This is a genomic window from Chelonobacter oris (assembly GCF_000772535.1).
GTDB classification, from domain to species: Bacteria; Pseudomonadota; Gammaproteobacteria; order Enterobacterales; family Pasteurellaceae; genus Chelonobacter; species Chelonobacter oris.
Genome location: NZ_JSUM01000014.1, coordinates 198,160 through 219,272 on the forward strand (window position 1 = coordinate 198,160; position 21,113 = coordinate 219,272).

The 21,113-nt window shown below is 48.0% G+C and carries 21 protein-coding genes; 3 read left to right on the forward strand and 18 right to left on the reverse strand.

The features are described 5' to 3' along the window. Nucleotides 1–12 precede the first annotated feature (12 nt). Nucleotides 13–465: a pilin gene (locus OA57_RS09640; RefSeq protein WP_034616942.1), complete on the reverse strand. Its 453-nt coding sequence runs from the start codon at nt 463–465 to the stop codon at nt 13–15. 115 nt (nt 466–580) lie between these two features. Between OA57_RS09640 and ampD the strand changes: the two genes are divergently transcribed. After that, a complete protein-coding gene (ampD, locus tag OA57_RS09645; protein WP_034616944.1) occupies nt 581–1,147 on the forward strand; it encodes a 1,6-anhydro-N-acetylmuramyl-L-alanine amidase AmpD in 567 nt (188 codons plus the stop codon). A gap of 52 nt (nt 1,148–1,199) precedes the next feature. Here the strand turns inward: ampD and bamE are convergent, their stop codons facing one another. Further along, on the reverse strand, nt 1,200–1,619 hold the full coding sequence (gene bamE / locus OA57_RS09650) for an outer membrane protein assembly factor BamE (protein ID WP_084589917.1): 420 nt from the start codon (nt 1,617–1,619) through the stop codon (nt 1,200–1,202). Nucleotides 1,620–1,707: 88 nt separating this feature from the next. Then, entirely contained in the window at nt 1,708–2,721 is a 1,014-nt protein-coding gene (yejK, locus tag OA57_RS09655; RefSeq protein ID WP_034616946.1) for a nucleoid-associated protein YejK, read from the reverse strand. A gap of 140 nt (nt 2,722–2,861) precedes the next feature. On the opposite strand from yejK, the gene OA57_RS09660 reads away from it, so the two are divergent. Next, nucleotides 2,862–3,083 (forward strand): DUF1414 domain-containing protein, encoded by a 222-nt coding sequence (locus OA57_RS09660; protein WP_034616948.1) that lies wholly within the window; start codon nt 2,862–2,864, stop codon nt 3,081–3,083. Between the two features lie 24 nt (nt 3,084–3,107). Next, the gene (locus OA57_RS09665) at nt 3,108–4,874 is read left to right on the forward strand and encodes a DUF3413 domain-containing protein (RefSeq protein ID WP_034616951.1); all 1,767 of its coding nucleotides are present in this window, start codon (nt 3,108–3,110) and stop codon (nt 4,872–4,874) included. Between the two features lie 63 nt (nt 4,875–4,937). Here OA57_RS09665 and OA57_RS09670 read toward each other — a convergent pair whose 3' ends face one another. From OA57_RS09670 to mrdA, 15 genes are all read right to left on the reverse strand, one after another. Further along, the gene (locus tag OA57_RS09670; RefSeq protein WP_034617180.1) at nt 4,938–6,146 is read right to left on the reverse strand and encodes a BaiN/RdsA family NAD(P)/FAD-dependent oxidoreductase; all 1,209 of its coding nucleotides are present in this window, start codon (nt 6,144–6,146) and stop codon (nt 4,938–4,940) included. 71 nt (nt 6,147–6,217) lie between these two features. Beyond that, nucleotides 6,218–7,276 (reverse strand): heme lyase NrfEFG subunit NrfF, encoded by a 1,059-nt coding sequence (nrfF, locus tag OA57_RS09675; protein WP_052122462.1) that lies wholly within the window; start codon nt 7,274–7,276, stop codon nt 6,218–6,220. 2 nt (nt 7,277–7,278) lie between these two features. After that, nucleotides 7,279–7,818 (reverse strand): DsbE family thiol:disulfide interchange protein, encoded by a 540-nt coding sequence (locus tag OA57_RS09680; RefSeq protein ID WP_034616954.1) that lies wholly within the window; start codon nt 7,816–7,818, stop codon nt 7,279–7,281. Next, nucleotides 7,815–9,695 (reverse strand): heme lyase CcmF/NrfE family subunit, encoded by a 1,881-nt coding sequence (locus OA57_RS09685; RefSeq protein ID WP_034617183.1) that lies wholly within the window; start codon nt 9,693–9,695, stop codon nt 7,815–7,817. The genes OA57_RS09680 and OA57_RS09685 overlap by 4 nt, the downstream gene beginning before the upstream one ends. 70 nt (nt 9,696–9,765) lie before the next feature. Next, nucleotides 9,766–10,728, reverse strand: coding sequence for a cytochrome c nitrite reductase subunit NrfD (nrfD, locus tag OA57_RS09690; RefSeq protein ID WP_034616957.1), 963 nt, complete (start codon nt 10,726–10,728; stop codon nt 9,766–9,768). Then, entirely contained in the window at nt 10,725–11,402 is a 678-nt protein-coding gene (nrfC, locus tag OA57_RS09695; RefSeq protein ID WP_034616959.1) for a cytochrome c nitrite reductase Fe-S protein, read from the reverse strand. Before nrfC ends, nrfD begins: the two co-directional genes overlap by 4 nt. After that, nucleotides 11,399–12,007 (reverse strand): cytochrome c nitrite reductase pentaheme subunit, encoded by a 609-nt coding sequence (nrfB, locus tag OA57_RS09700; protein WP_034616961.1) that lies wholly within the window; start codon nt 12,005–12,007, stop codon nt 11,399–11,401. Before nrfB ends, nrfC begins: the two co-directional genes overlap by 4 nt. A gap of 77 nt (nt 12,008–12,084) precedes the next feature. Continuing rightward, nucleotides 12,085–13,530: an ammonia-forming nitrite reductase cytochrome c552 subunit gene (nrfA, locus tag OA57_RS09705; protein WP_034617185.1), complete on the reverse strand. Its 1,446-nt coding sequence runs from the start codon at nt 13,528–13,530 to the stop codon at nt 12,085–12,087. Between the two features lie 292 nt (nt 13,531–13,822). Further along, the gene (lipA, locus tag OA57_RS09710) at nt 13,823–14,785 is read right to left on the reverse strand and encodes a lipoyl synthase (protein ID WP_034616963.1); all 963 of its coding nucleotides are present in this window, start codon (nt 14,783–14,785) and stop codon (nt 13,823–13,825) included. An 18-nt stretch (nt 14,786–14,803) separates the two neighbouring features. Continuing rightward, entirely contained in the window at nt 14,804–15,484 is a 681-nt protein-coding gene (lipB, locus tag OA57_RS09715; RefSeq protein ID WP_034616965.1) for a lipoyl(octanoyl) transferase LipB, read from the reverse strand. A 50-nt stretch (nt 15,485–15,534) separates the two neighbouring features. Next, nucleotides 15,535–15,801 (reverse strand): DUF493 family protein YbeD, encoded by a 267-nt coding sequence (ybeD, locus tag OA57_RS09720; RefSeq protein WP_034616967.1) that lies wholly within the window; start codon nt 15,799–15,801, stop codon nt 15,535–15,537. Nucleotides 15,802–15,910: 109 nt separating this feature from the next. Continuing rightward, a complete protein-coding gene (locus OA57_RS09725; RefSeq protein WP_034616969.1) occupies nt 15,911–17,092 on the reverse strand; it encodes a D-alanyl-D-alanine carboxypeptidase family protein in 1,182 nt (393 codons plus the stop codon). Nucleotides 17,093–17,111: 19 nt separating this feature from the next. Continuing rightward, on the reverse strand, nt 17,112–18,059 hold the full coding sequence (locus tag OA57_RS09730) for a septal ring lytic transglycosylase RlpA family protein (protein WP_034616972.1): 948 nt from the start codon (nt 18,057–18,059) through the stop codon (nt 17,112–17,114). Nucleotides 18,060–18,092: 33 nt separating this feature from the next. After that, complete coding sequence (gene rodA / locus OA57_RS09735) at nt 18,093–19,208, reverse strand: rod shape-determining protein RodA (protein WP_034616975.1); 1,116 nt, start codon at nt 19,206–19,208, stop codon at nt 18,093–18,095. Continuing rightward, nucleotides 19,205–21,112, reverse strand: coding sequence for a penicillin-binding protein 2 (gene mrdA / locus OA57_RS09740; RefSeq protein WP_034616977.1), 1,908 nt, complete (start codon nt 21,110–21,112; stop codon nt 19,205–19,207). The genes rodA and mrdA overlap by 4 nt, the downstream gene beginning before the upstream one ends. Between the last annotated feature and the right edge of the window lies 1 nt (nt 21,113).

Below are 21,113 nucleotides of genomic sequence, written 5' to 3' on the forward strand. Positions count from 1 at the left end.
TTTCACCCCTTACTATGAACAAAAACCAGCCGGAAAAATAGCGGTATCGCTACCGCTGCAATCGGTGGTCCAAGTAATTTCACTGCCGTTACCGCCGCCGGCAGTCATTTCATAGCTGTAACCGTTCAGACTGCCGCGCCCCTCCACCGTAATTTTTCCTGCCGCCGTGGTGATCGTTTTAATATATTTGGATTTATTGCTTTCCGCTTTATTCGCTTGAATCCCGTTACTGCCGGCACTGCAATTGCTCGTATCACCGGTGTGATAGATGCAGAGTTCCACTTCGCCGCGATACGGCGTAGAAGCCTGCAATAACTCGGACATCGCCGCTTTTCGGGTATAATTTTGGTAAGAGGGAACCGCTATGGTCGCCAATACGGCAATAATCGCTATTACAATCATCAATTCCACCAAGGTGAACCCTTTTTTCAGCGTGAAATTCGAAAATGTTTTCTGTGTCGTCATCTAAGCGTCCTTATATTTGAGTGAATCATGAAATAAATTGACGGCACTAAAATGACAAAGCAGAATAACAAAAGCCAAAACAGCAAAAAATAGTTGGAATCCGGATCGCAAATTTATGATTATCTCCCCTAAAAACAAACCTCAAACTATTGAAAACGGTTGGTTGCATCCAGTACGGCTGCGGTGTTCACCGCACTTCGACCAGCGCCCGGATCCGTTCGACATTTCACTGCTGGTGATCCACTACATCAGCCTGCCGCCGGAGCAGTTTGGCGGCGATTTTATCGACCGCTTCTTTCTCGGCACGTTGGATCCGAATGAGCATCCGTATTTTGCCGAAATTCAGCCGCTACGTGTTTCAGCCCATTGCTTGATCAATCGGCAAGGGGAAATCACCCAATATGTCGCTTTTCATGATCGCGCTTGGCACGCCGGTTTATCCTGTTTTCAAGGGCGGGAAAAATGTAATGATTTTGCTATTGGCATTGAACTGGAGGGCTCGGACAATCAGCCGTTCACCGACGGGCAATACCGCACTTTACGGCACTTAAGCCGTTTACTGATGCGAGCCTACCCGGCAATCAATCCGCAACGTATTGTCGGTCACTGTGATATTTCACCCGGCCGCAAAATTGATCCGGGCAAATTTTTTGATTGGGAACGCTATTTATCCAAGCTATAAAAAATCCGCTATGTGTTTATCACATAACGGATTTTTCATTTGTTGCGGGAAATTACGAAAAACTGAAAAAGTCTTTCATCGATCGCCACCAGCCTTTATGCTCTTCCAGTTCCAACGGTTTAATATCCGAATTCCCTTTTTCCGGTAACGGTTTGTCCAGTTGGAAATCACTGACCACGCCGCGCTGGTTGAAGTTGACGCTCAACGTGTGTTGCTGCGGCGCTTCATAGCCTTTTTGCTGTAGATAAACATAATACCAAGTGTAGCTGCTGTACGGATCGGTCAACATCGGTGTGCCTAACAAATACTGCACCTGTTCCGGTGTCATACCGTTTTGTAATTGCGCCACCTGTTCCGCTTGCAGATAGTTGCCCTGCGGCACATCGATACGATAAACCAATTTATTGTATAACGAGCATGAAGTCATACTGATACTGATCAACAGAATGCCCAAAACCGATTTCAATCCCATGTTTTTTTCTACCTTTTTATTTGAATTGTTAGCGATAATACCTAAAGTTACCGCGAAATACCAGAATTTCTCTTTCAGCAAACGTATCCTACTTGGCAAAACGCTGTAGCTGATCACGCAAATTCGCCGGTAATCCCCTGATCGTCAAGCTATCGCCCTGTTCGTCCCAAATAATCCGTTCGTTGAGCAATGCCGAATCGAAACTCAGCGTCACCCCCTTTCCCGATCCTGAAAATTTAGTCAGCGATTTCAAGGCGCCCTGCATCGGTGGAATGCTGTCCGCCAGTTCATATGCATTCTCACGGCTGAATTGGTTAAAATCCTGTTGGTTTAGGCTCGGCAAGGTGTCGGAAAGTTCCTGCAAGACAATCTCTTCCCCGACTTTCAACTGCCCTTTACAATAGTCAAAGGCCTGTTTTTTAACCTCTTGGGTTTGCTTGCTGTCCAAGTCGCCCTGCTGACAAAAATCGTCCACCGCCTGCAATAAAGTCAAATTCTGCTGTTTCGGATCAAAACCGCTCTCTGCCCCCAGAAAATCCATAAAAAAATCAGAGACTTTTCTGCCGACACGCCCTTTGATAAAACTCAAATAACGGTTAGACGCCGCTGATAATTTCAATTCGGTCAAATTAATCCGTGCGGCAATGTCATACTGGCTGATATTCAGATAAGACGTTTGCTGGATATCCAGTTTTTCGTCCACCAACATACTGTACCGACTGTCGAGCAGTGCAATAAACAGATAATCGGTTGCCAAAAAAGTGTACTCGCAAAAAATAAACGTGCCGTTTTCCGCAAAGGCATATTTCCCTAATTCTTTCCCCAACTGCTGTGCGCTTTGTCGACTGAACTCCAAAAACGACAAACTATTCTCTAAAAATCGGTTTAACTCGCGGGCAAATGGCGATTCGGTTTTAAATACGCCGTAAGCCTGCGCCTTGCCCTGATAATTCTGATGCAGCTGCAACATCATCTGCCGGATTTCGTCGTTGACCGGCAGCAATTGCGCCCGCAATCGGGTTTGCAGGCGATCCGTTTCAGCCTCACTGTTTTCACTGAATGACAATTGATGCAGAATAATCTGTTTAACTTCTATACTCATTGGGTTATCCGTTTATTTTTTATTGTTAAAACCTGAATGATTATACCCAATTGACCGTGGCTTTTTTAGCGGTAACGTAAAAAATATGCTAATATCGCCACAAACAACATTCCCGCAAAATATCAACCCGAGTGGAATTTATGGCAAAACAATCAAAATACAGCGATCAGCAAGTGCAAGCCCTATTAAACGATTTGGCGGCGGTTTTGGAAAAACATCAAGCCTCGGTGGATCTGTCGCTGATGGCATTGGGCAATACCGTGACCAATCTGTTGCATTCCAGCGTCGGGCGTCATCAGCAGCAAGCCCTTGCCGACGCCTTTTGCAGTGCGCTGAAAAATACCTTAAAGCCTCACGAATAACCGCACTTTGGCAAAGGTCGGCTTATGTTGAAAATACCAAGACAATATTGGGAAGCCACTTCACAAAAAATCTCGTGGGGTCACTGGTTTGCTTTCTTTAATATTATCTGCGCCATTGTCATCGGCTCGCGCTATGCGTTTATTGCCGACTGGCCCGCCACCTTGATCGGAAAAATTTATTTCTTTTTAAATATTCTCGGACATTTCAGCTTTATCGTCTTTGCACTCTATCTGTTGATTTTATTTCCGCTCAGTTTTTTAATTAAAAATCCCTACACTTTCCGCGCCGTCAGCGTGGTACTTTCTACACTGGGGTTAACCCTACTGCTACTCGACAGTGAAGTGTTTAACCGCTTTCACCTGCATTTATCAGTGCTGATCCTGAATATTTTGATCAACCCCGATAACGGCGATTTGGCACGCAACTGGGAGCGCTTCTTTGTGCCGATGCCGCTGATTTTCCTGATCGTGACGCTGTTTTCCCGCTGGTCATGGGACAAACTGCGCAGCTTGGAACGGCAAAAATGGATTCACAAAGCGGTCTATTTGCTGATGTTCTGTTTTATTGCGTCCCACTTACTGTATGCTTGGGCGGATGCCTACTTTTACCGTCCCGTTACCGTGCAGAAATCCAATCTGCCGCTCTCTTATCCGATGACGGCAAGAACTTTTCTGGAAAAAAACCAACTGCTCAATCGGGATAGCTATCAGGCTCAACTGCTAAACAGCGGACGCTTAGACGCCCCCTATCTCGACTATCCGAAACAGCCGTTACACTATGGCGCCGATCAGCAAAATGCCAACATTCTGCTGATCAATATTTCAGGTTTGCGCTACGATGCCGTCAACGGCAACGACATGCCGAGCCTATCCAGTTTTAGTGAAAAAACGTTGGACTTCCAAAATAATTACAGCAGCGGCAACAGCCAGAACGGGGCGCTGACCGGCTTGTTTTACGGTTTGAACGCCAATTACTTTGACAGCCTGTTGAGCCAGCGCCAAGGATCGGTGTGGATTGAACGAATGCAACAACTGCACTATCGGTTCGGTTTGTTTGTGACGGCGACAAAATCTCCGCTGTACAGCCGTTCGCTGTTCAAACAACAAACAACGGTATTCAACAATTCAAATCAACAAACCACACAACAATGGCTGGATTGGTATCGGCAACACACGGTACATAGCGGGCAACAACCTTGGTTCGGCTATCTGCAATATGATCTCTTGGGTGTGATGAGCAATTATCCGGCGCAGGATCCGGAAGCGCAGCAGCAATTTTATCGCCGCCAGTTACTTGAAATCGACCGCCAGTTAAGCCGGATTCTACCGCACTTGACCGACAATACGGTGGTTATCATCACCGCTGATCAAGGATATTCCTATCGGATCGACAATAACCGCAACCCGAATTATTTCGGACGGGATCGCATTCAAGTGCCGATGTTAATCGCATTGCCGAATCATGCGCCTGAACAAATCGACCATATCAGTTCACAGATGGATCTGCTGCCGACCTTAATGCAACACCTGTTCGCAGCCGAAAATCCGTTGCAGGATTATACTCAAGGAGATGATTTGCTCAACAGCGACGGCGACCGTGACAACTGGATTTTTGTTTCAAACCCGCGTTGGAATGTGATTATCACCGCCAACGGTGAACAATATCACATTGATTCACAAGGGGAATATCAAAAATATAGCAGCGAATACCAACCGCTCACTTCCGAAAAACCACCGCTGGCGCTGTTCCTACAAGTGTTTAATCGCGAGCGTAATTTCCTGCTTCGTTAAACGGAGACGGCATAGACAATAAATAATGTTGCCGAAAGTGCGGTCTGACCGCACTTTCGGCGGTTAAGACGCACAGATCCCTTCGGCACACACATAGGCCGAACTCCATGCCCATTGAAAGTTATAGCCGCCGAGCCAGCCGGTGACATCCAACACTTCACCGATAAAATACAGCCCGTCAATGCCGTGCGCCTGCATGGTTTTAGAAGAGACGGCGCCGGTATCCACGCCGCCCAACGTCACTTCTGCCGTGCGATAACCTTCTGTGCCGTTCGGTTCAAATTGCCAATGGTGAACCCACTGCTCCAGTTGCTGTAACCGCACTTTCGACAGTTGTGCCACCGCTTGATCATCAAATTTTTCCATGTCCAGCCACAATTCGACCAACCGTTTCGGCAACACCCGCCCAAGTGCGGTTTTAAGCTGTAATTTCGGCGATTGGCGGCGCAAAAGATGTAAATATTCAGCGATGTTATGATCAGGCAACAGATCAATCTTCAGTGATTGGCCGGGCTGCCAATAATTGGAAATTTGCAACATCGCCGGTCCGGAAAGCCCCCGATGGGTAAACAACATTTGATTCTGAAAACGGCTGCCCGCTTCGGCTTCAACCGTTACCGCCAGAGAAACACCCGCCAGTTGCGCATAGCGTTTGTCCTGCTCACGCCAAGTAAAGGGAACCAGCCCTGCACGCGGTGCAACCACTTTCAAACCGAATTGTTCGGCTAATTTATAACCAAATGCCGTAGCGCCCAACGCCGGCATTGATAAGCCGCCGCTGGCAACGACCAAATGACGGCAAGCAAACTCGCTGCCGCTGCTTTGCAGCCGAAACCGCACCGACGAATTCCGCTCAATGCGCTCGACTTCAGTAACCTGCTGGCGCAGCTGAATGTCGACATCCCCCTTACGGCATTCGCTCAACAATAAATCGACAATCTCCTGCGAGCTGCGGTCACAAAATAACTGTCCCCGTTCTTTTTCATGATAGTCGATACCGTATTCCGCCACCAAGGCGATAAAATCCCATTGGGTATAGCGTGCCAGTGCCGATTTGACAAAGTGCGGGTTTTGGCTGAGATAGTGCTGCGGCGTGATATCCAGATTGGTGAAGTTACAAAAACCACCGCCGGCCATCAAGATTTTACGTCCGATCTTTTTGCCGTTATCCAACACCAGTACCGACTTCCCCGCTTGCCCCAAGCGTGCGGCACAGAACAACCCGGCAGCACCGGCACCGATAATGATAACGTCATAGTGATTTTTTGGCATAATTCGGTAATTTTCCGACAGAAATAAAGCGACATTATAGCGCAATACGGGCGATTCGTCTCACCCAGCGCTCACTGCATACCCCCTAACATCTCCGCCGCTTGCAAGTTCTGAATCAGATTACGGCGATCCAAATCATGATGGTTACTGTCCAGCAGCTGCCGCCAATAACGACCCGCCTGTGGATAATCCCCTCGAGAGAAGGCATCTGCCGCCAGTAACGACAAGGCTCGCAGCTGATTCGGATTTTGTTGCAGCGACAAATCAAGCCAGGCTTTTGCCTTGTCAGTCAGTTTGTTATTCGATTGATAATAAAGTGCGGTTGCCGCCGCCGCCAGTAATTCACTGTCGGCACCGAGCAAATATTCGGCGCGGGAAAACGATTCCAACGCATTGGTATATTGCTCGTCCTGCAAGTAAGTTAAGCCTAACAGATACCAGTTTTCACCATGATTATGATCGACAGTCAACGCATTTTGCAACGCCTGCCGATGCTGACGGCGCTGTTCCTCCCCGCTTTGCACCACTGTTTGCGGCATTGCCGCCCCTTGCTGAAAAACGGCATAACGCGGCGTCAGGCAGTAAATCAATACCGCACTTGAAACTATCGCCAAACACAATCCCCCCGCCGGCAAAGTACGGCCAAACCACCTCGTCTGAACGGTGTTTTTTCGCTTCACTCCGCAAGGTTTGGCAAGTGCGTTTGCCGCCTGCGGCGCAATATCGGACTTATCTCTGCCGGCATTGCGCCACAACAACAAAAACGCCAACAGCAACAAAGCGAAAGGCGCACCCCACAATAATAAGGTTGTCGCTTTAAACGGCGGGTCATAACGCACAAAATCACCGAATCGGGCAGTCATTCGCTCAATAATCAGCTGATCGCTTTTGCCCTCGTCCGCCATTTTGTAGACTTCAAGCCGTAAATCGTAGGCTATCGGTGAATTGGATTCGACCAAATTTTGATTTTGGCATTGAGGACAGCGCAATGATTTTGCCAAATTGACCGCTCTGGCACGGGTTTCCGGCGATTGGAAGCGGTAAGTATCGACAATGTCGGCCTGTAACATTTCAAACGGAAACAGCACGCTGAGCGCCAGCCACAGCAACATACCGAAATAACGCCGCATGCTTATTTCTCCTTTTGCCCTAACTGTTCGAACAACGGCACAAACTGCCGTTGCCACACCTGTTGGTTCAACTCGCCGGCATAGCGGAAACGGATAACGCCGTTGCCGTCAATCAAATAGGTTTCAGGCGCGCCGTAAACGCCCAACGCCAACGCCAACCCGCCTTGCTGATCATGCAACACTTCGACGAAAGGGTTTCCCTTTTCAAGCAGCATTTGTCGTGCGGCTTGCGGATTATCACGATAGTTCAAGCCGTAAATCAGAAAACCCTGCCGCTTCAACCGCATTAAAAAGGGGTGCTCGACCAGACAACTCGGACACCAGCTGCCCCAAACATTCAACAGAAACGCTTGTGAGGGCAAAGTGCGGTTATCGATCTGCCGTGTCGGCTGCAACAAATCGGGCAGGCGGAATTCAGGCAGCGGTTTGCCCTGCTGTACCAACGCCAATTGCGACGGATCACGCTGTAGGCCGATAAACAGCATCAACGCTAAGGCAAACAGCCCCAACAGCGGCAAAAACAGTTTTAAACGGGTTTTCATGCATTTTCCTTCCCGGCTCGATAACGCAGTACGACGGCAGAAAATGCCGCCAATACCATTAAGATACCGCCGCCCCATAGCCATTGGATCAACGGTTTGTAGTGAAAACCGAAAGCATACTGCTGTTCGGGGGATTTATCGCCCAACACCACATACAAATCGCCGAGTAATCCCGGTTTGATCGCTACTTCGCTCATCATGCCGTTGCGAATATCATAAAAACGTTTTTCCGGATACAGTGCAAAGCGTTTATCGTTTGCCGTTACCGTCAGCAGTGCGGTTTCGGTGGTATAGTTGGCGGCAAGGCGGTATTCGCTGTCGACAAAATCAAAGCGGTAGCCGTGCAGTTGTGCGCTTTCGCCCTTTGTCATTTTAATGCCCAAATCAGACGAATAATACCCGCTCATCATTGTTGCCGTCACGACCAACGCCAATCCGCCGTGCCCCAACACCATCGCAAGTGCGGTTTGCAAATGCTGCCGACGATAGGCTCGCACCACATAGCGCACCAAACTGAACAAGAGCCAACATGCCAATAAAGTGAATAAAAACGGCAAGAACTGCCATTGTTTCAACGGATCCAGCCGAATATTCCAACCGATAAGCCCGAGCGTACACAGCAAGGCGGCAGCCAAACCGAATAAATACGGTTTGCGTCCGTTTAGCCGAAACAGCATTGTCAATAAACACAGCAACACCAACGGAATAAACACCGTATTGAAATACGGCGCGCCGACAGAAATCGAGCCGAAACCAAACGCTGCGAACAATAACGGATAAAACGTTCCGAGTAGAACGCTGAAGGCGGCAACTGCCGTGAGCACATTCAACAGCAATAAGCCGCTTTGCGGTGAGAACCAACGCCACTGCACGCGTGCCTGTTCGGTTTTGGCATTCAGCGCAAACACCGCCAAGCCTGTCGCACTAAACACAACAAACATCAGTAACAGCGCATACCCCCGTGACGGATCGATGGAAAAGGCGTGTACCGAGGTAATCACGCCGGAGCGAACGATAAATGTCCCCAACAGTGAAGCGGAGAAGGTCAACAGCGACAACAGCAGGCTCCAATACGGGTATAACCCTTGCCGTTCGGTTGCGATTAAACTGTGAATCAAGCCTAATCCGAGCAACCAAGGAATTAATGATGCATTTTCCACCGGATCCCAAAACCACCAGCCCCCCCAGCCCAATTCATAATACGCCCACCATGCACCGAGCAAAATCCCGCCGCTCAGCCAGCCCCAACTGAGCAATGCCCAACTGCGGCTGTCAGCGGCAAACCGTTTACTCTCGGTTTTGCTCAACAAGGCGACAATGGATAAGGCGAAATTCAGCGCAAATCCGACATAGCCCAGATACAGCAACGGCGGATGAAAAACCAAGGCGATATCCTGCAACATCGGATTGAGATCACGCCCCTGAAACGGCGCCGGAAACAGGCGTTCAAACGGATCGGATAAGATCAGGGTATACAGGCAAAGTGCGGTATAGAGCAGCGCCAAAACCGCCACCACCTTAGCCTTAAACAGCGGATCCGGTGTACGGCCGAAATAGGCGAACAACAGCGTCCACAGTGAAAGTGTTACCAACCAAAACAGCATGGATCCTTCGTGTCCGCCCCACGTCGCCGCCAATTTAAACAACAACGGCAATTCGCTATTTGAATGGGCGGCAACATACAGTACCGAAAAATCATCTTGTGCGAAGCTATATGCCAAGATGCCGATCGCAGATAACGCAAACAGGAATAATAATAACGACAACCAACCGAGCGGCAATATCGCATTTTTTTTCGCAAAAAACGGCGGCAGCAACAGCAAAAGTGCGGTCACGCCACTGCAAATTAACGCCAAATAGCCGATTTCAGGAAGCATAATTTGGTTTTCACTCAATCAATAAAAAAGCGGGATGAAGCCGACAACATCCCGCCGTTCCGACAATTTGTCATGCCAGCGTCATTTGTCCGGTGTAGAGGATAAAAAAGCGCAGACAAAATACCCCGAACAGGGTGCAAAGTGCGGTAAAGACAATAAATCCTTTACGGTGTTTAAGCATTTCACTACCGACGGCACTCAGCAATAAAGGCAACAGTAAACCGATTGACACCACGCCTATCCAAAAGACCCAAGCCCAAAACCCGCCGCCGATTGCAGTTACCATCGCAACCGTTTTTTGCCCGCCGCCGAAATAAAGCCCGACAAAGAAGGCAAATAACAGGAAAAGCTCAATCAAAACCACCGGCGTTTCAACCTTATGCAAGAAACCGACGGAAGCGGAATGCGTCGACTCGCGGCAGCCCCACACCGCCGCCAGCAACAGCGCGGCAATCCCCGACGAAGTGCCGGATGCCAGAAATAAAATCGGCAATACCGGATTATTCAGCATCGGGTAGCTGATCAGCGCCGATAGCAGGAAGCCGGTATAAGCGCCCAGCAAAACGGACAATAAAATCAAAATCAGCTCAATCGGATTACTCCATTTTTCAACGCCGTTAATGATTTTCGTCACGAAACCCAACGCCGGTACATAGCGTTCGATCCAATCGGCAAGCAAATGCTTAAACACAATAGCCAGCCATAAAAACAGGAACAGCATATAGATTTGAAACAGCATCACCCCCATCGACATCACCGAGTGCGGTTGATAATTAAACATCAACAGCCAAAATGTCCACGGTTTGGTCAAATGGAAAATCAAAATCGTCAAGCCGACAATCAGGCTGACAGGCGCAATAATCGCCGCACTGCGAATAATATTGTTACGGTCGGCATCACCGTCTGCGACAATTCGGCTGCGTTTCAACAGCACCGCCAACAGCGTAGCACCGGCAGAAATGCCTAACAGGAAAAGATAAATCGCAATGATTTCATCCCATACAAGTGACGGGAAGTGGAATGGATCGTTCATCGTCTGATCTCCCCTGCTTTAGCCGGTACATGATATAAATTCGGTTTGGTACCCAGTTCGACTTTGGTTTGATATACCTGTTTTTCTCGAATTTGACGGGAAATCTCACTGTTCGGATCGTCCAAATCGCCGAATGTCAGTGCCTTGGTCGGACAGGCTTCAACACAGGCGGGCAAACGTCCTTTCGCTAAATTGGTATCACGGCAGAAATTGCATTTGTCGGCGGCTTTGGTTTCCGGATGGATAAAGCGCACCCGATACGGACAAACGGCAATGCAATACTGACAGCCGATGCACAGATCGGCTTTCACATCGACAATGCCGCTGGACATATCAATAAACGACGCGCCGGTCGGACAGACGTGTACGCAAGGCGCATTACTGCAATGCTGGCAAGAGTGGCGGTAAAATTCATAGGTTACGTCGGGAAACTCCCCTTGCGGTTCTCCGCGGATAATTTCCAGACGTGAAACGCCTTCGGGTACACGGTTGACTTCACGACAGGCGTCCATGCACGCGGTACAGCCGATACAACGTTTTTCGTCGTGCAGCATACCGTAACGTACATCGTTAATCGTCAAAGTCTGAGCCAGACTTTGTGCGGGTTTTCCGGTCATCAGGATAAGCGCTCCTGCCCCGATGCCGGAAACAAAGTTTCGGCGAGAGCAACTCATTTGGGATCCTTATTCTGAATAACAGATTTCCGGTTAGTCTTTTCATCTAATAACGCTTGTTGTTTACCGTGGCAGTCAACGCACAATTTTACTTGATCTTTATGCGGAATATCCTGCATCGGATCGGTTTTCGGATGCAAAGTATGACAGCTGGCACACGGTAGTTTCATGGCGTGCACATCATGCGCCCATAAGCTTTCACGCAATTTTTCCGGCTGATGACAAGAAAAACAGACCTGATTTTGCTCCCGCACACTGTACATCGGCGTTTTGCCGTCAAAAATATCACCGTGGAAACGCATCACATCTTTCACTCCACGCCGGTGATCTTCGGAAATATTGCCGTGACAACTGACACAGTTTATCGGTTTGCCGGTTGACGGATTGCTCTTGCTCAAATGGACGCCGTGAAACTGTTCGTCATTAAATTTATGGCACTGTGCGCAATATTTATTCGGATCACGTTGATTGTCGAGCGACGGCTGATACGTCAATTCATTGCTCATTTGTGCGCCGACATCTGCCGCCGAACCCGTTGTCGCCAACAAAGCCGCACCTAAAACGGCTATCATTCCGACAGCCTTTAACAGAATATTTGCCCTCATTATCTCTTCCTCAATATTAAATGGTTATTCGGGTCGCTACCGCACTTTAGCCTATAAAAGTGCGGTACGCTTCGCCATTATTCACTAATCAAGCCTTTCTCTTTGGCTTCTTTATCCCATTGAGGTACGAGGGTTTTCAAAAATTCGTCTTTTGCTTTTTTCTCTTTTTCATAATCAATCCCCATCACTGCCTGCGCTTTTTCTTTGGTTGAAATGTCAGGTATAACGACAGGCTGGCCGACATGGTGGGCGCTCAGTACACGCGCCAGTTTAACCCGAGCATCCCCCGCTTTGTCGATACCGGTTCCCAACACGCGCAACATCACGTCCGGTGCGTGCATATAACCGCCGTGACTGGCGGCGGCATAATCCCAGCGCCATTGGGCATGACGAATATCCTGTAATGCGGATTTCATTTCATCTTCGCTTGCGCCCGCATCCCATGCCGCTTTCGCTTCAAAATGCGCTTGCACCAACTGATCTTCCAAGCGGACCATCACATCTTTCACTTCATGCTTACGCGATGCCACAATGCCCTGCAATTTTTCTTTGCTTTGATCGTGGCAGTTGGCACAGGTATTTTCAAACGCATCGAACGGATTGCCGATTTTATGATCGGTAAAGACTTTGCCGTCGGCCGTTTGTGTTTTCGGCATGTGGCAGTCAATACAAGTTACCCCGTTTTTGCCGTGCATACCGGCAGACCAGATTTCAAAATCAGGGTGCTGCGCCTTCAGCATCGGCGCTTTGGACAGAGAATGAATCCAGTCGTGGAAACCGATTTCATCATAATAGGTTTCGATTTGATCTACCGTGGTGCCTTTATCCCAAGGGAAGGTCACCGCCTTGGTATCGCCTGCAAAATAGTATTCCACGTGGCAGTTGGCACAAACCGCAGCCCGTTGATCGGTTTTATCCAAATTGGCAAACGGTTCGCCGATTTTGTCTAATGCGCGCAGCACATGCGGACGAGCAATTCGCAATGCCGGTTTGCCTTCGGCAAAGTCGGCAGACGTGGTATCGTGACAGTCGGCACAGCCGATGGAATTGACAACTTCAGCCCCGCCTTTCGCCCATTTTCCGCTGAAATAACCGTCTTCCCCCCATTCGGCAATCAAACGCGGTACATCTGGCCCTTTACACGTCCAACACGCCATCGGCTGCGGTCCGTCATTCGGTCCGGTCGGTGCGCCGGTACGCAAAATTTCCCGTACATCTTTGATCGCATAAAAATGACCGCGCGGCTTATTATAATCGTGAGAAAACAAGTAACCGCCCCACAAAACAACCATACGGGGATCTTCTTCCAACGCCGATACGATTTCATCGGATTCGGAAGTGGCTTTCCAACCGTTAAATTGCAGCGGATATTTTTCTGCAAATTGCTGATTGTTTGACTGAATAACAACATTTGGATTGGCTTCGGCTTTTTGTTCTTCCGCCATGACATTTTGTGCAGCAAACCAACCGCCGCCGATTAAAGCAACAGTGCCTAAAAGCGAGGTCAGTTTTTGTTTTGCCATATTCACGATAATTTCCTCCGTAGAGACTTTCCCACAAGAATTAGAGTTAAAATGCCGTGTCAGCCGTCTGTCCGAATGCTAACATTGCAATAATCGGTTAAAGTTCTTCGAAGTTAAATTAGCAAATACCCTTATATTTTGCATAGATATATTCGTGATATTTGTTTTTGATCAAACTTATCAAACAAAATACCTCTAAATGAGTACTCGCCATGCATAAAAAAACCGCACTTTCAGCCTAAAAAAACAGCAAGTGCGGTTAGTTATTATTAATGCTATCAATAAGTAAGGATTATTTGACTTCCATGCCCTGCGCCTGTAAATCCGCATGGTATGACGAACGTACAAACGGGCCGCAAGCGGCATGTTCGAAGCCCATAGCAACGGCCTTCTGTTTCATTTCGTCAAATTCCGTCGGCGAAACATAGCGATCCACCGGTAAATGGTGGCGGCTCGGCTGCAAATATTGCCCCAAGGTCAGCATAGTAACGCCGTTATTGCGTAAATCCTGCATCACCGCCAAAATTTCACTGTTGGTTTCTCCTAAGCCGACCATTAAACCGGATTTAGTCGGAATGTGCGGAAACAATGCCTTAAACTCGCGCAACAAACGCAACGACCACTGATAATCGGCACCCGGGCGGATCTCTTTATACAGGCGAGGAATATTCTCCAGATTATGATTGAACACATCCGGCGGATTTTTAGCCAAAATATCTAAGGCGACATCAATCTTACCTCGAAAGTCAGGCACTAAAATTTCAATCTTAATCGCCGGATTCAACTCGCGAATCGCTTTGACACACTCGCCAAAATGTGCCGCCCCCCCGTCCCGTAAATCATCACGATCGACTGAAGTGATTACTACATAGCGCAGCTTCATATCACGGATGGTCATGGCCAGCTTTCTCGGTTCGTCCTGATCCGGCGGCAGCGGCTTGCCGTGCGCAACGTCACAGAACGGACAACGACGGGTACAAATCGCGCCTAAGATCATAAAGGTTGCGGTACCGTGATTGAAACATTCCGCCAGATTCGGGCAAGACGCTTCTTCACAGACCGAATGCAACCCATGCTTGCGCATTGCATTTTTGATTCCTTCGATTTTCGCACTACTGGCAGGCAATTTTATCTTCATCCAAGCAGGTTTCGGCAGCAGCTCTTGATCGGGATTGATGTTTTTGACCGGAATAATTGATGTTTTGGCCGCATCGCGATATTTCACGCCACGCTCCATTTTAAAAGGTTTACCCATTGCTATACTCGATTTATTTTAATGGTCGGAAAGAGTGTCCGAATATCGGATCTGCCGATAATCCATTACGTTAATAAAATGTTGCAGTAATTGTGGAGCAACCTGTTCGCAAAGTAAAGCCTGATCGCCGATTAATTCGCTCAGCTGGCACATTTCCAGCCCGGCATAACCGCACGGATTAATATAATGGAACGGCGTTAAATCCATATTGATGTTCAATGCCAAGCCATGAAAAGAGCAGCCGCGCCGAATACGCAGCCCCAGAGAACAGATTTTTCGTCCGTCGACATAAACCCCCGGCGCATCGGCTTTGGCACAGGCTTTAATGCCATAATCGGCTAGTGTTTCAATCACGCAATTTTCCAATGCCGATACCAGATGGCGGACACTGAAATCGTGGTTGTCCTGCGCTTTTTTACGCTTGATGTCCAGCAACACATACATCACTTGTTGCCCGGGTGCATGATAGGTAATCTGCCCGCCGCGATCCGACTGTACCACCGGAATCGCAGAATGTTGCAGCAAATGCTCCGCTTTTCCCGCCTGCCCTTGGGTAAACACCGGCAGGTGCTGCACCAGCCAGATTTCATCGACAGTCTCCTCGGTGCGATTATCGGTAAACTGTTGCATTTGCCGCCATACCGTTTGATAAGGTTTCAGCCCCAATCGACGTACAATCAGCCGTTCGGCAAGTTGCATGACGCACTCCTCTTTTACATTGTTGCTACCGCACTTTGGCAGTCATTTTGCTATAATACCATTCTGACAATATCAATTTCCGCCAATTCTTTATACAGGGTTTCGATCTGCTCGACATTATCCGCTCTTACCGTAATCGAAACGGAGTGGTAGTTTCCCTTACTGCTCGGCTTGATTGTCGGGACATAATCGCCCGGAATGTGCTTTTGCACTACGGCAAGCACTTTATCCTGCAATTCAGGCTGTGCCAGCCCCATTACTTTATACGGAAAATCACAAGGGAACTCCAGCAGTTCGTGTAATTTGGTTTTTTGCATATTTTTCCTCTTTTCCTCAATAAACGAATTAAAAATCCCTGCAAAGCAGGGATTGATTGTTATGTGAATATGGCGATTTCTCCGCTCGAATTCAAGGCTTGTACCCAACTTAGCTGAACAGGCTTTTTACCGTTAAAATAATCCAGTCGATAATTTTGCCGAAGAAGCCGGCCTCTTCGACCGGTTCCAGCACTTGCAGATTAATTTTCGCCACGTCTTTACCGTCCAGCTGATAAATCACTTGCCCGACCACCGATCCTTTTTGTAACGGCGCTTCAAGGTATTTTCCTGCCAATTCGTAACGCGCTTTCAGCTCCGTCATTTTTCCTTTCGGAATCGTGATATAACCGTCTTCAATGGTCCCCAGCTTGACTTTGTTTTCCTTGCCGTAATAGATACTCTGTTCGGACACGACCGTGCCGGCCTGTAACGGTTTCAAGGTTTCGAAATGATTAAAGCCCCACTGCAACAGTTTTTTCGTTTCGACTTCACGCCCCTTAATCGTCGGTACGCCCATCACCACGGTAACAAAGCGAGTATCGCCGTCAACCGCCGAAGAAACCAAGTTGTAGCCGGCTTGATCGGTATGACCAGTTTTCACTCCGTCGACTTTCAAGGTTTTATCCCACAACAGACCATTACGGTTTTGCTGTTTGATTTTATTAAAGGTAAACTCTTTTTGCGCATGAATGGCGTATTCTTCCGGCAAATCACGAATCATATGCGAAGCCATGATCGCCATATCTCTGGCGGAAGAGTATTGATTTTCAGCATCCAATCCGTGAACAGTCGCAAAATGCGTATTTTTCAAGCCGAATTTCTGCACATACTGATTCATAATATCGATAAAGTTTTTTTCAGTGCCGGCAATGTGCTCGGCAATCGCTACACAGGCATCATTGCCCGATGCAATAATAATACCGTGATTCAAATCATTCACGCTGACTTGCTGGTTGACATTCAGGAACATTTTTGACGAACCCGGAAAATTTTTGCCCCATGCGTTTTCACTGACCGTGACCATGTCGTCATTATGGATCTTGCCCTGCTTAATCGCATCACCGACCACATAACTGGTCATGATTTTAGTCAGGCTGGCAGGCGCTTGTCGCTGATCCGGATCTTTTGCCGCCAACACAGCGCCGGTGTGATAATCCATCAGGATATAAGTCTGTGCGTTTAACTGCGGCGGCGCAACATTAAACACAATGGCATCGTCGGCAAAAGTCGGGATTGATGTCAGTAGCGCCGTTGCCAGCAAGGTTGTTTTCAATTTACGTCCATAAAACATAGCAAACAAAATCCTTTCATTATTGAGCGTTGTAAGAATATAAAATATTATCGTGTTGACCGTTTTGTACCAATTCGGTTTTCAGTTGGTTGACTTTTTCACGCGAATTGATCGGGCCGAATTTGACTTTAAAATTAGCGCCTTCCTTAATAATTTCACTGTTGACGTTTTTCATCGACAACTGTGCGATCAGCGCTTTCGCTTGGAGATCACTGTCCAGATTGACACTTTGCAGCTCATAGGACAGGTTATCCGCAGTTTTTGACAACGATTTATGTCCGCTGCTTGCCGTCACCGAATCCGTCATATTTTGAGCTTCCGCAGCACCTGATTTTTTAGCCGGTTTTGCTGCCGCAAGTTGTAGTCCCGATTTTTCATTATCTTTATCTTTCGGCAGCGGTAACGTTTTATTTTTCGCCAGTCGGACTAATTTTTCACCGCCCGGCCCGCTAATTTTACCGTTTTTATCCACATGGACGACTTCCATTTTGACTTTTGCCGTTCCTTTACCCAACATTCCGAGTTCTTTAGCCGCCGCTTTTGACAAATCGATTTTACGATCGCCGACAAACGGCCCGCGATCGTTGATGCGAACCACAACCTGACGCCCGTTTTTGATATTGGTAACCAGCACATATGACGGAATCGGCAAACGTTTATGTGCCGCCGTCATCAAATTTTCATTATAAATTTCACCGCTCGAGGTTTTACGTCCGTGAAATTTGCTGGCGTAAAAACTCGCTGTTCCCGTCATGGCATACTCTTTCGCTTTTTCCCGATTCAGGGTTTGATAGGTTTTGCCTTTGACCGTGTAAGTTTTGCTGTTGCCCGTCCCCACTGTTGAGGACAATTTCTTCGGACCGTTCACACCAAACAGATTTTGGGTAGACGTTGCCGCCTGCGCCACGCCGACGGTTAGAGCAAACATCATTAAACAGCCATAAACGGTTGATTTTAAAAATGTCATAAAAAATTTCCTATTTTCACGTTAAAATTGTGTTTATCTAAAATGCGTCAGGCGCCGTTTATGGCTGTAAACCGACATAATCAGTCCGAAGCCGGCCATTAACGTGACAAACGATGTCCCGCCGTAACTCACTAGCGGTAAAGGAACGCCGACCACCGGCAAAATTCCGCTTACCATTCCGATATTAACGAAAATATATACAAAAAAGATTAAGGTGATTGCACCTGCCAAAATCCTGCCCGACGCCGTTTGCGCCTTGGCAGCAATTATCAATCCTCGAATGATAATAAATATATAAACGGCCAGTAGGATCAGCACCCCGACCATTCCGTGTTCCTCGCTCAGAACCGAAAAGATAAAATCCGTATGCGGTTCCGGCAAAAATTCCAATTGTGACTGCGTACCCTGCATCCAGCCTTTGCCGAACATCCCGCCCGAGCCGATCGCAATCTTCGACTGAATAATATGATAGCCCGCACCAAGCGGATCCGACTCCGGATCAAGTAAGGTCATTACTCGGGTACGTTGGTAATCATGCATTAAAAAATACCACATGATCGGGATAAATCCGGCCAATCCTACTACTGCCACCGCAATCAGTCGCCAACTCATTCCGGCTAAGAATACAACAAATATGCCGGAGGCGCTAACTAAAATCGATGTGCCTAAGTCGGGCTGAATCGCCACCAAAACCGTCGGCACAAAGATTAACCCCAGTGCTATCAATGTATTCGCCAATGTCGGCGGCAATTTTTGCTTACCTAAATAAGCCGCAACCATCAGCGGCACCGACAGCTTGACAATCTCCGACGGCTGAAAACGGAACAGCCCCAAATCCAACCAACGCTGGGCGCCTTTGCTAGTCGTACCGATTAAATCTACCAAAACCAGTAAAACGACACCCGCAATATAAAGATAAGGCGCAATTTTTTCATAAAAACGCAGCGGAAACTGCGCCATTACCAGCATAACGCCAAAACCGAGCGAGATTTGAAGCAAACGGCTTCTAAACATGGTTTCACTGCCGCCGGAAGCACTGTACAACACTGCCAATCCACACGCCGTGATTGCAGCCAAGCCGATCAGCAGCAAGAAGTCCAAATGGAAACGCTGCCACAAGCTGCTGAAAATATTTTTTTCTTCTTTCATCGTACGACCTTATCCGTCTGCTTCAGATTATCGGCGACCGCACTTTGCTGCAAATTTCCCATATTCAATAAATAATAATCCATGATTGAACGCGCTATCGGCGCCGCCTGACTGGAGCCGCCGCCGGCATTCTCTAAAAATACCGATAAGGCAATAGTCGGGTTGTTATAAGGGGCATACGCAATAAACCAAGCATGATCATGTAAATGCGACGCCAGATTCGATGCGTCATACTTCTGATTCTCTTTCAATCCGAAAACTTGCGCCGTTCCTGATTTGCCCGCCGCCAGATACGACATATTACTAAAGGCTTTTTTAGCGGTTCCGGTGTTGCCGTACAACACACTGTACATCCCTGCTTTGGCCGCATTCCAGTAAGCTTGCGGCACACCGCTGATGTCGTCGTACAATTTCGGATCTTGGTACGGTTGCGTTTCATTACCGATCACTTCCTGCATAAAGTGCGGTGTGTCGACCCGACCATTATTAATCAGCACACTCAATGCTTTCGTCAACTGTAACGGCGTTGCAGTCCAATATCCCTGCCCGATACCGACCGGAATGGTATCACCGATAACCCACGGTTTTTTATAGCGCTGCTGTTTCCACTCCCGAGTCGGCATCACACCGCTGGTTTCCTCACGAATATCGACTCCCGTCGGCATTCCGAAGCCAAAACGTTTCATCCAGTCGGAAAAACGGTTAATTCCCATATCGTAAATCAGCTGATAAAAATAGGTATCTGCCGACTCCATAATCGCCTTGTTTAAATTCAAACGCCCGTGACCGCTTCTCAACCAGTCTCGATAACGCCGATCCGTTCCCGGTAGCACCCAGTACCCCGGATCATAAATCGTACTGTTAGTGGTAATGATTCCGTCTTGCAGGGCTGCAACCGCAATAAACGGTTTCACGGTGGAGGCAGGCGGAAATGCGCCTTGCGTTGTTCTACTGTATAACGGGCGCTCAGGATTATTTAACAGCGCATTATAATTGGCGGATGAAATACCGCCGACAAACAGATTATTGTCATAACTCGGGCTGGAAACCATCGCCAGAATACTGTTGTCGCGCGGGTCGAGCACAACCACCGCCCCACGCCGTCCGTCCAGTAACTGTCGGATATAACGCTGCAATGTCAGATCAATCGTCAGTTTGATGCTTTTCCCCGACACTGCCGGCTGCTGGCGTAACGTACGGATCACTTTACCGCGGTTATTGACTTCAACTTCTTCAAACCCCACCTCGCCGTGCAACTGCTCTTCATAATAACGCTCAATGCCCAGCTTACCGATATCGCCGGTTCCCGCATAGTTCGCCAATTTGTCTTCTTCCTTCAGCCGCTCGACATCTTTATCGTTAATCTTCGCCACATAGCCCAAAATATGCGTTAAATCTTCGCCATAGGGATAATGCCGTTTAAAATACGGACGAATTTCCAAGCTGGGAAAGAGGTGCTGATTAACCGAAAAACGCGCTATCTGCTCTTCGGTCAAATCCGATTTCAATAAAATCGGCGTATAGCGTGAATTACGGCGCCGCTCTTTGGTAAAAGCCTCGATATCCTCATCACTCAAGCCGACGATTTGCCGCAGTTCATCGTAAGTTTGCTGCAAGTTTTCGGTTTTTTCCGGCACAATATATAAACCGAAAAAAGTCAAATTCTCTGCCAACACCCGATTATTGCGGTCATAAATCAGCCCTCGTGTCGGCGCAACCGGCAGCAGTTTGATCCGGTTGCCGTTAGAACGGGTCTGATAATTATCATAATCCCGCACTTGCAGATTATAATTGTTCAACAACAGCACCGACAACAGCAGCAAAACACCGATAAACGCTACCAGCACCCGTCTTAAAAACAGGTTCTGTTCCGCTTTATTGTCCCGAATAATCTCTTTTGCCATG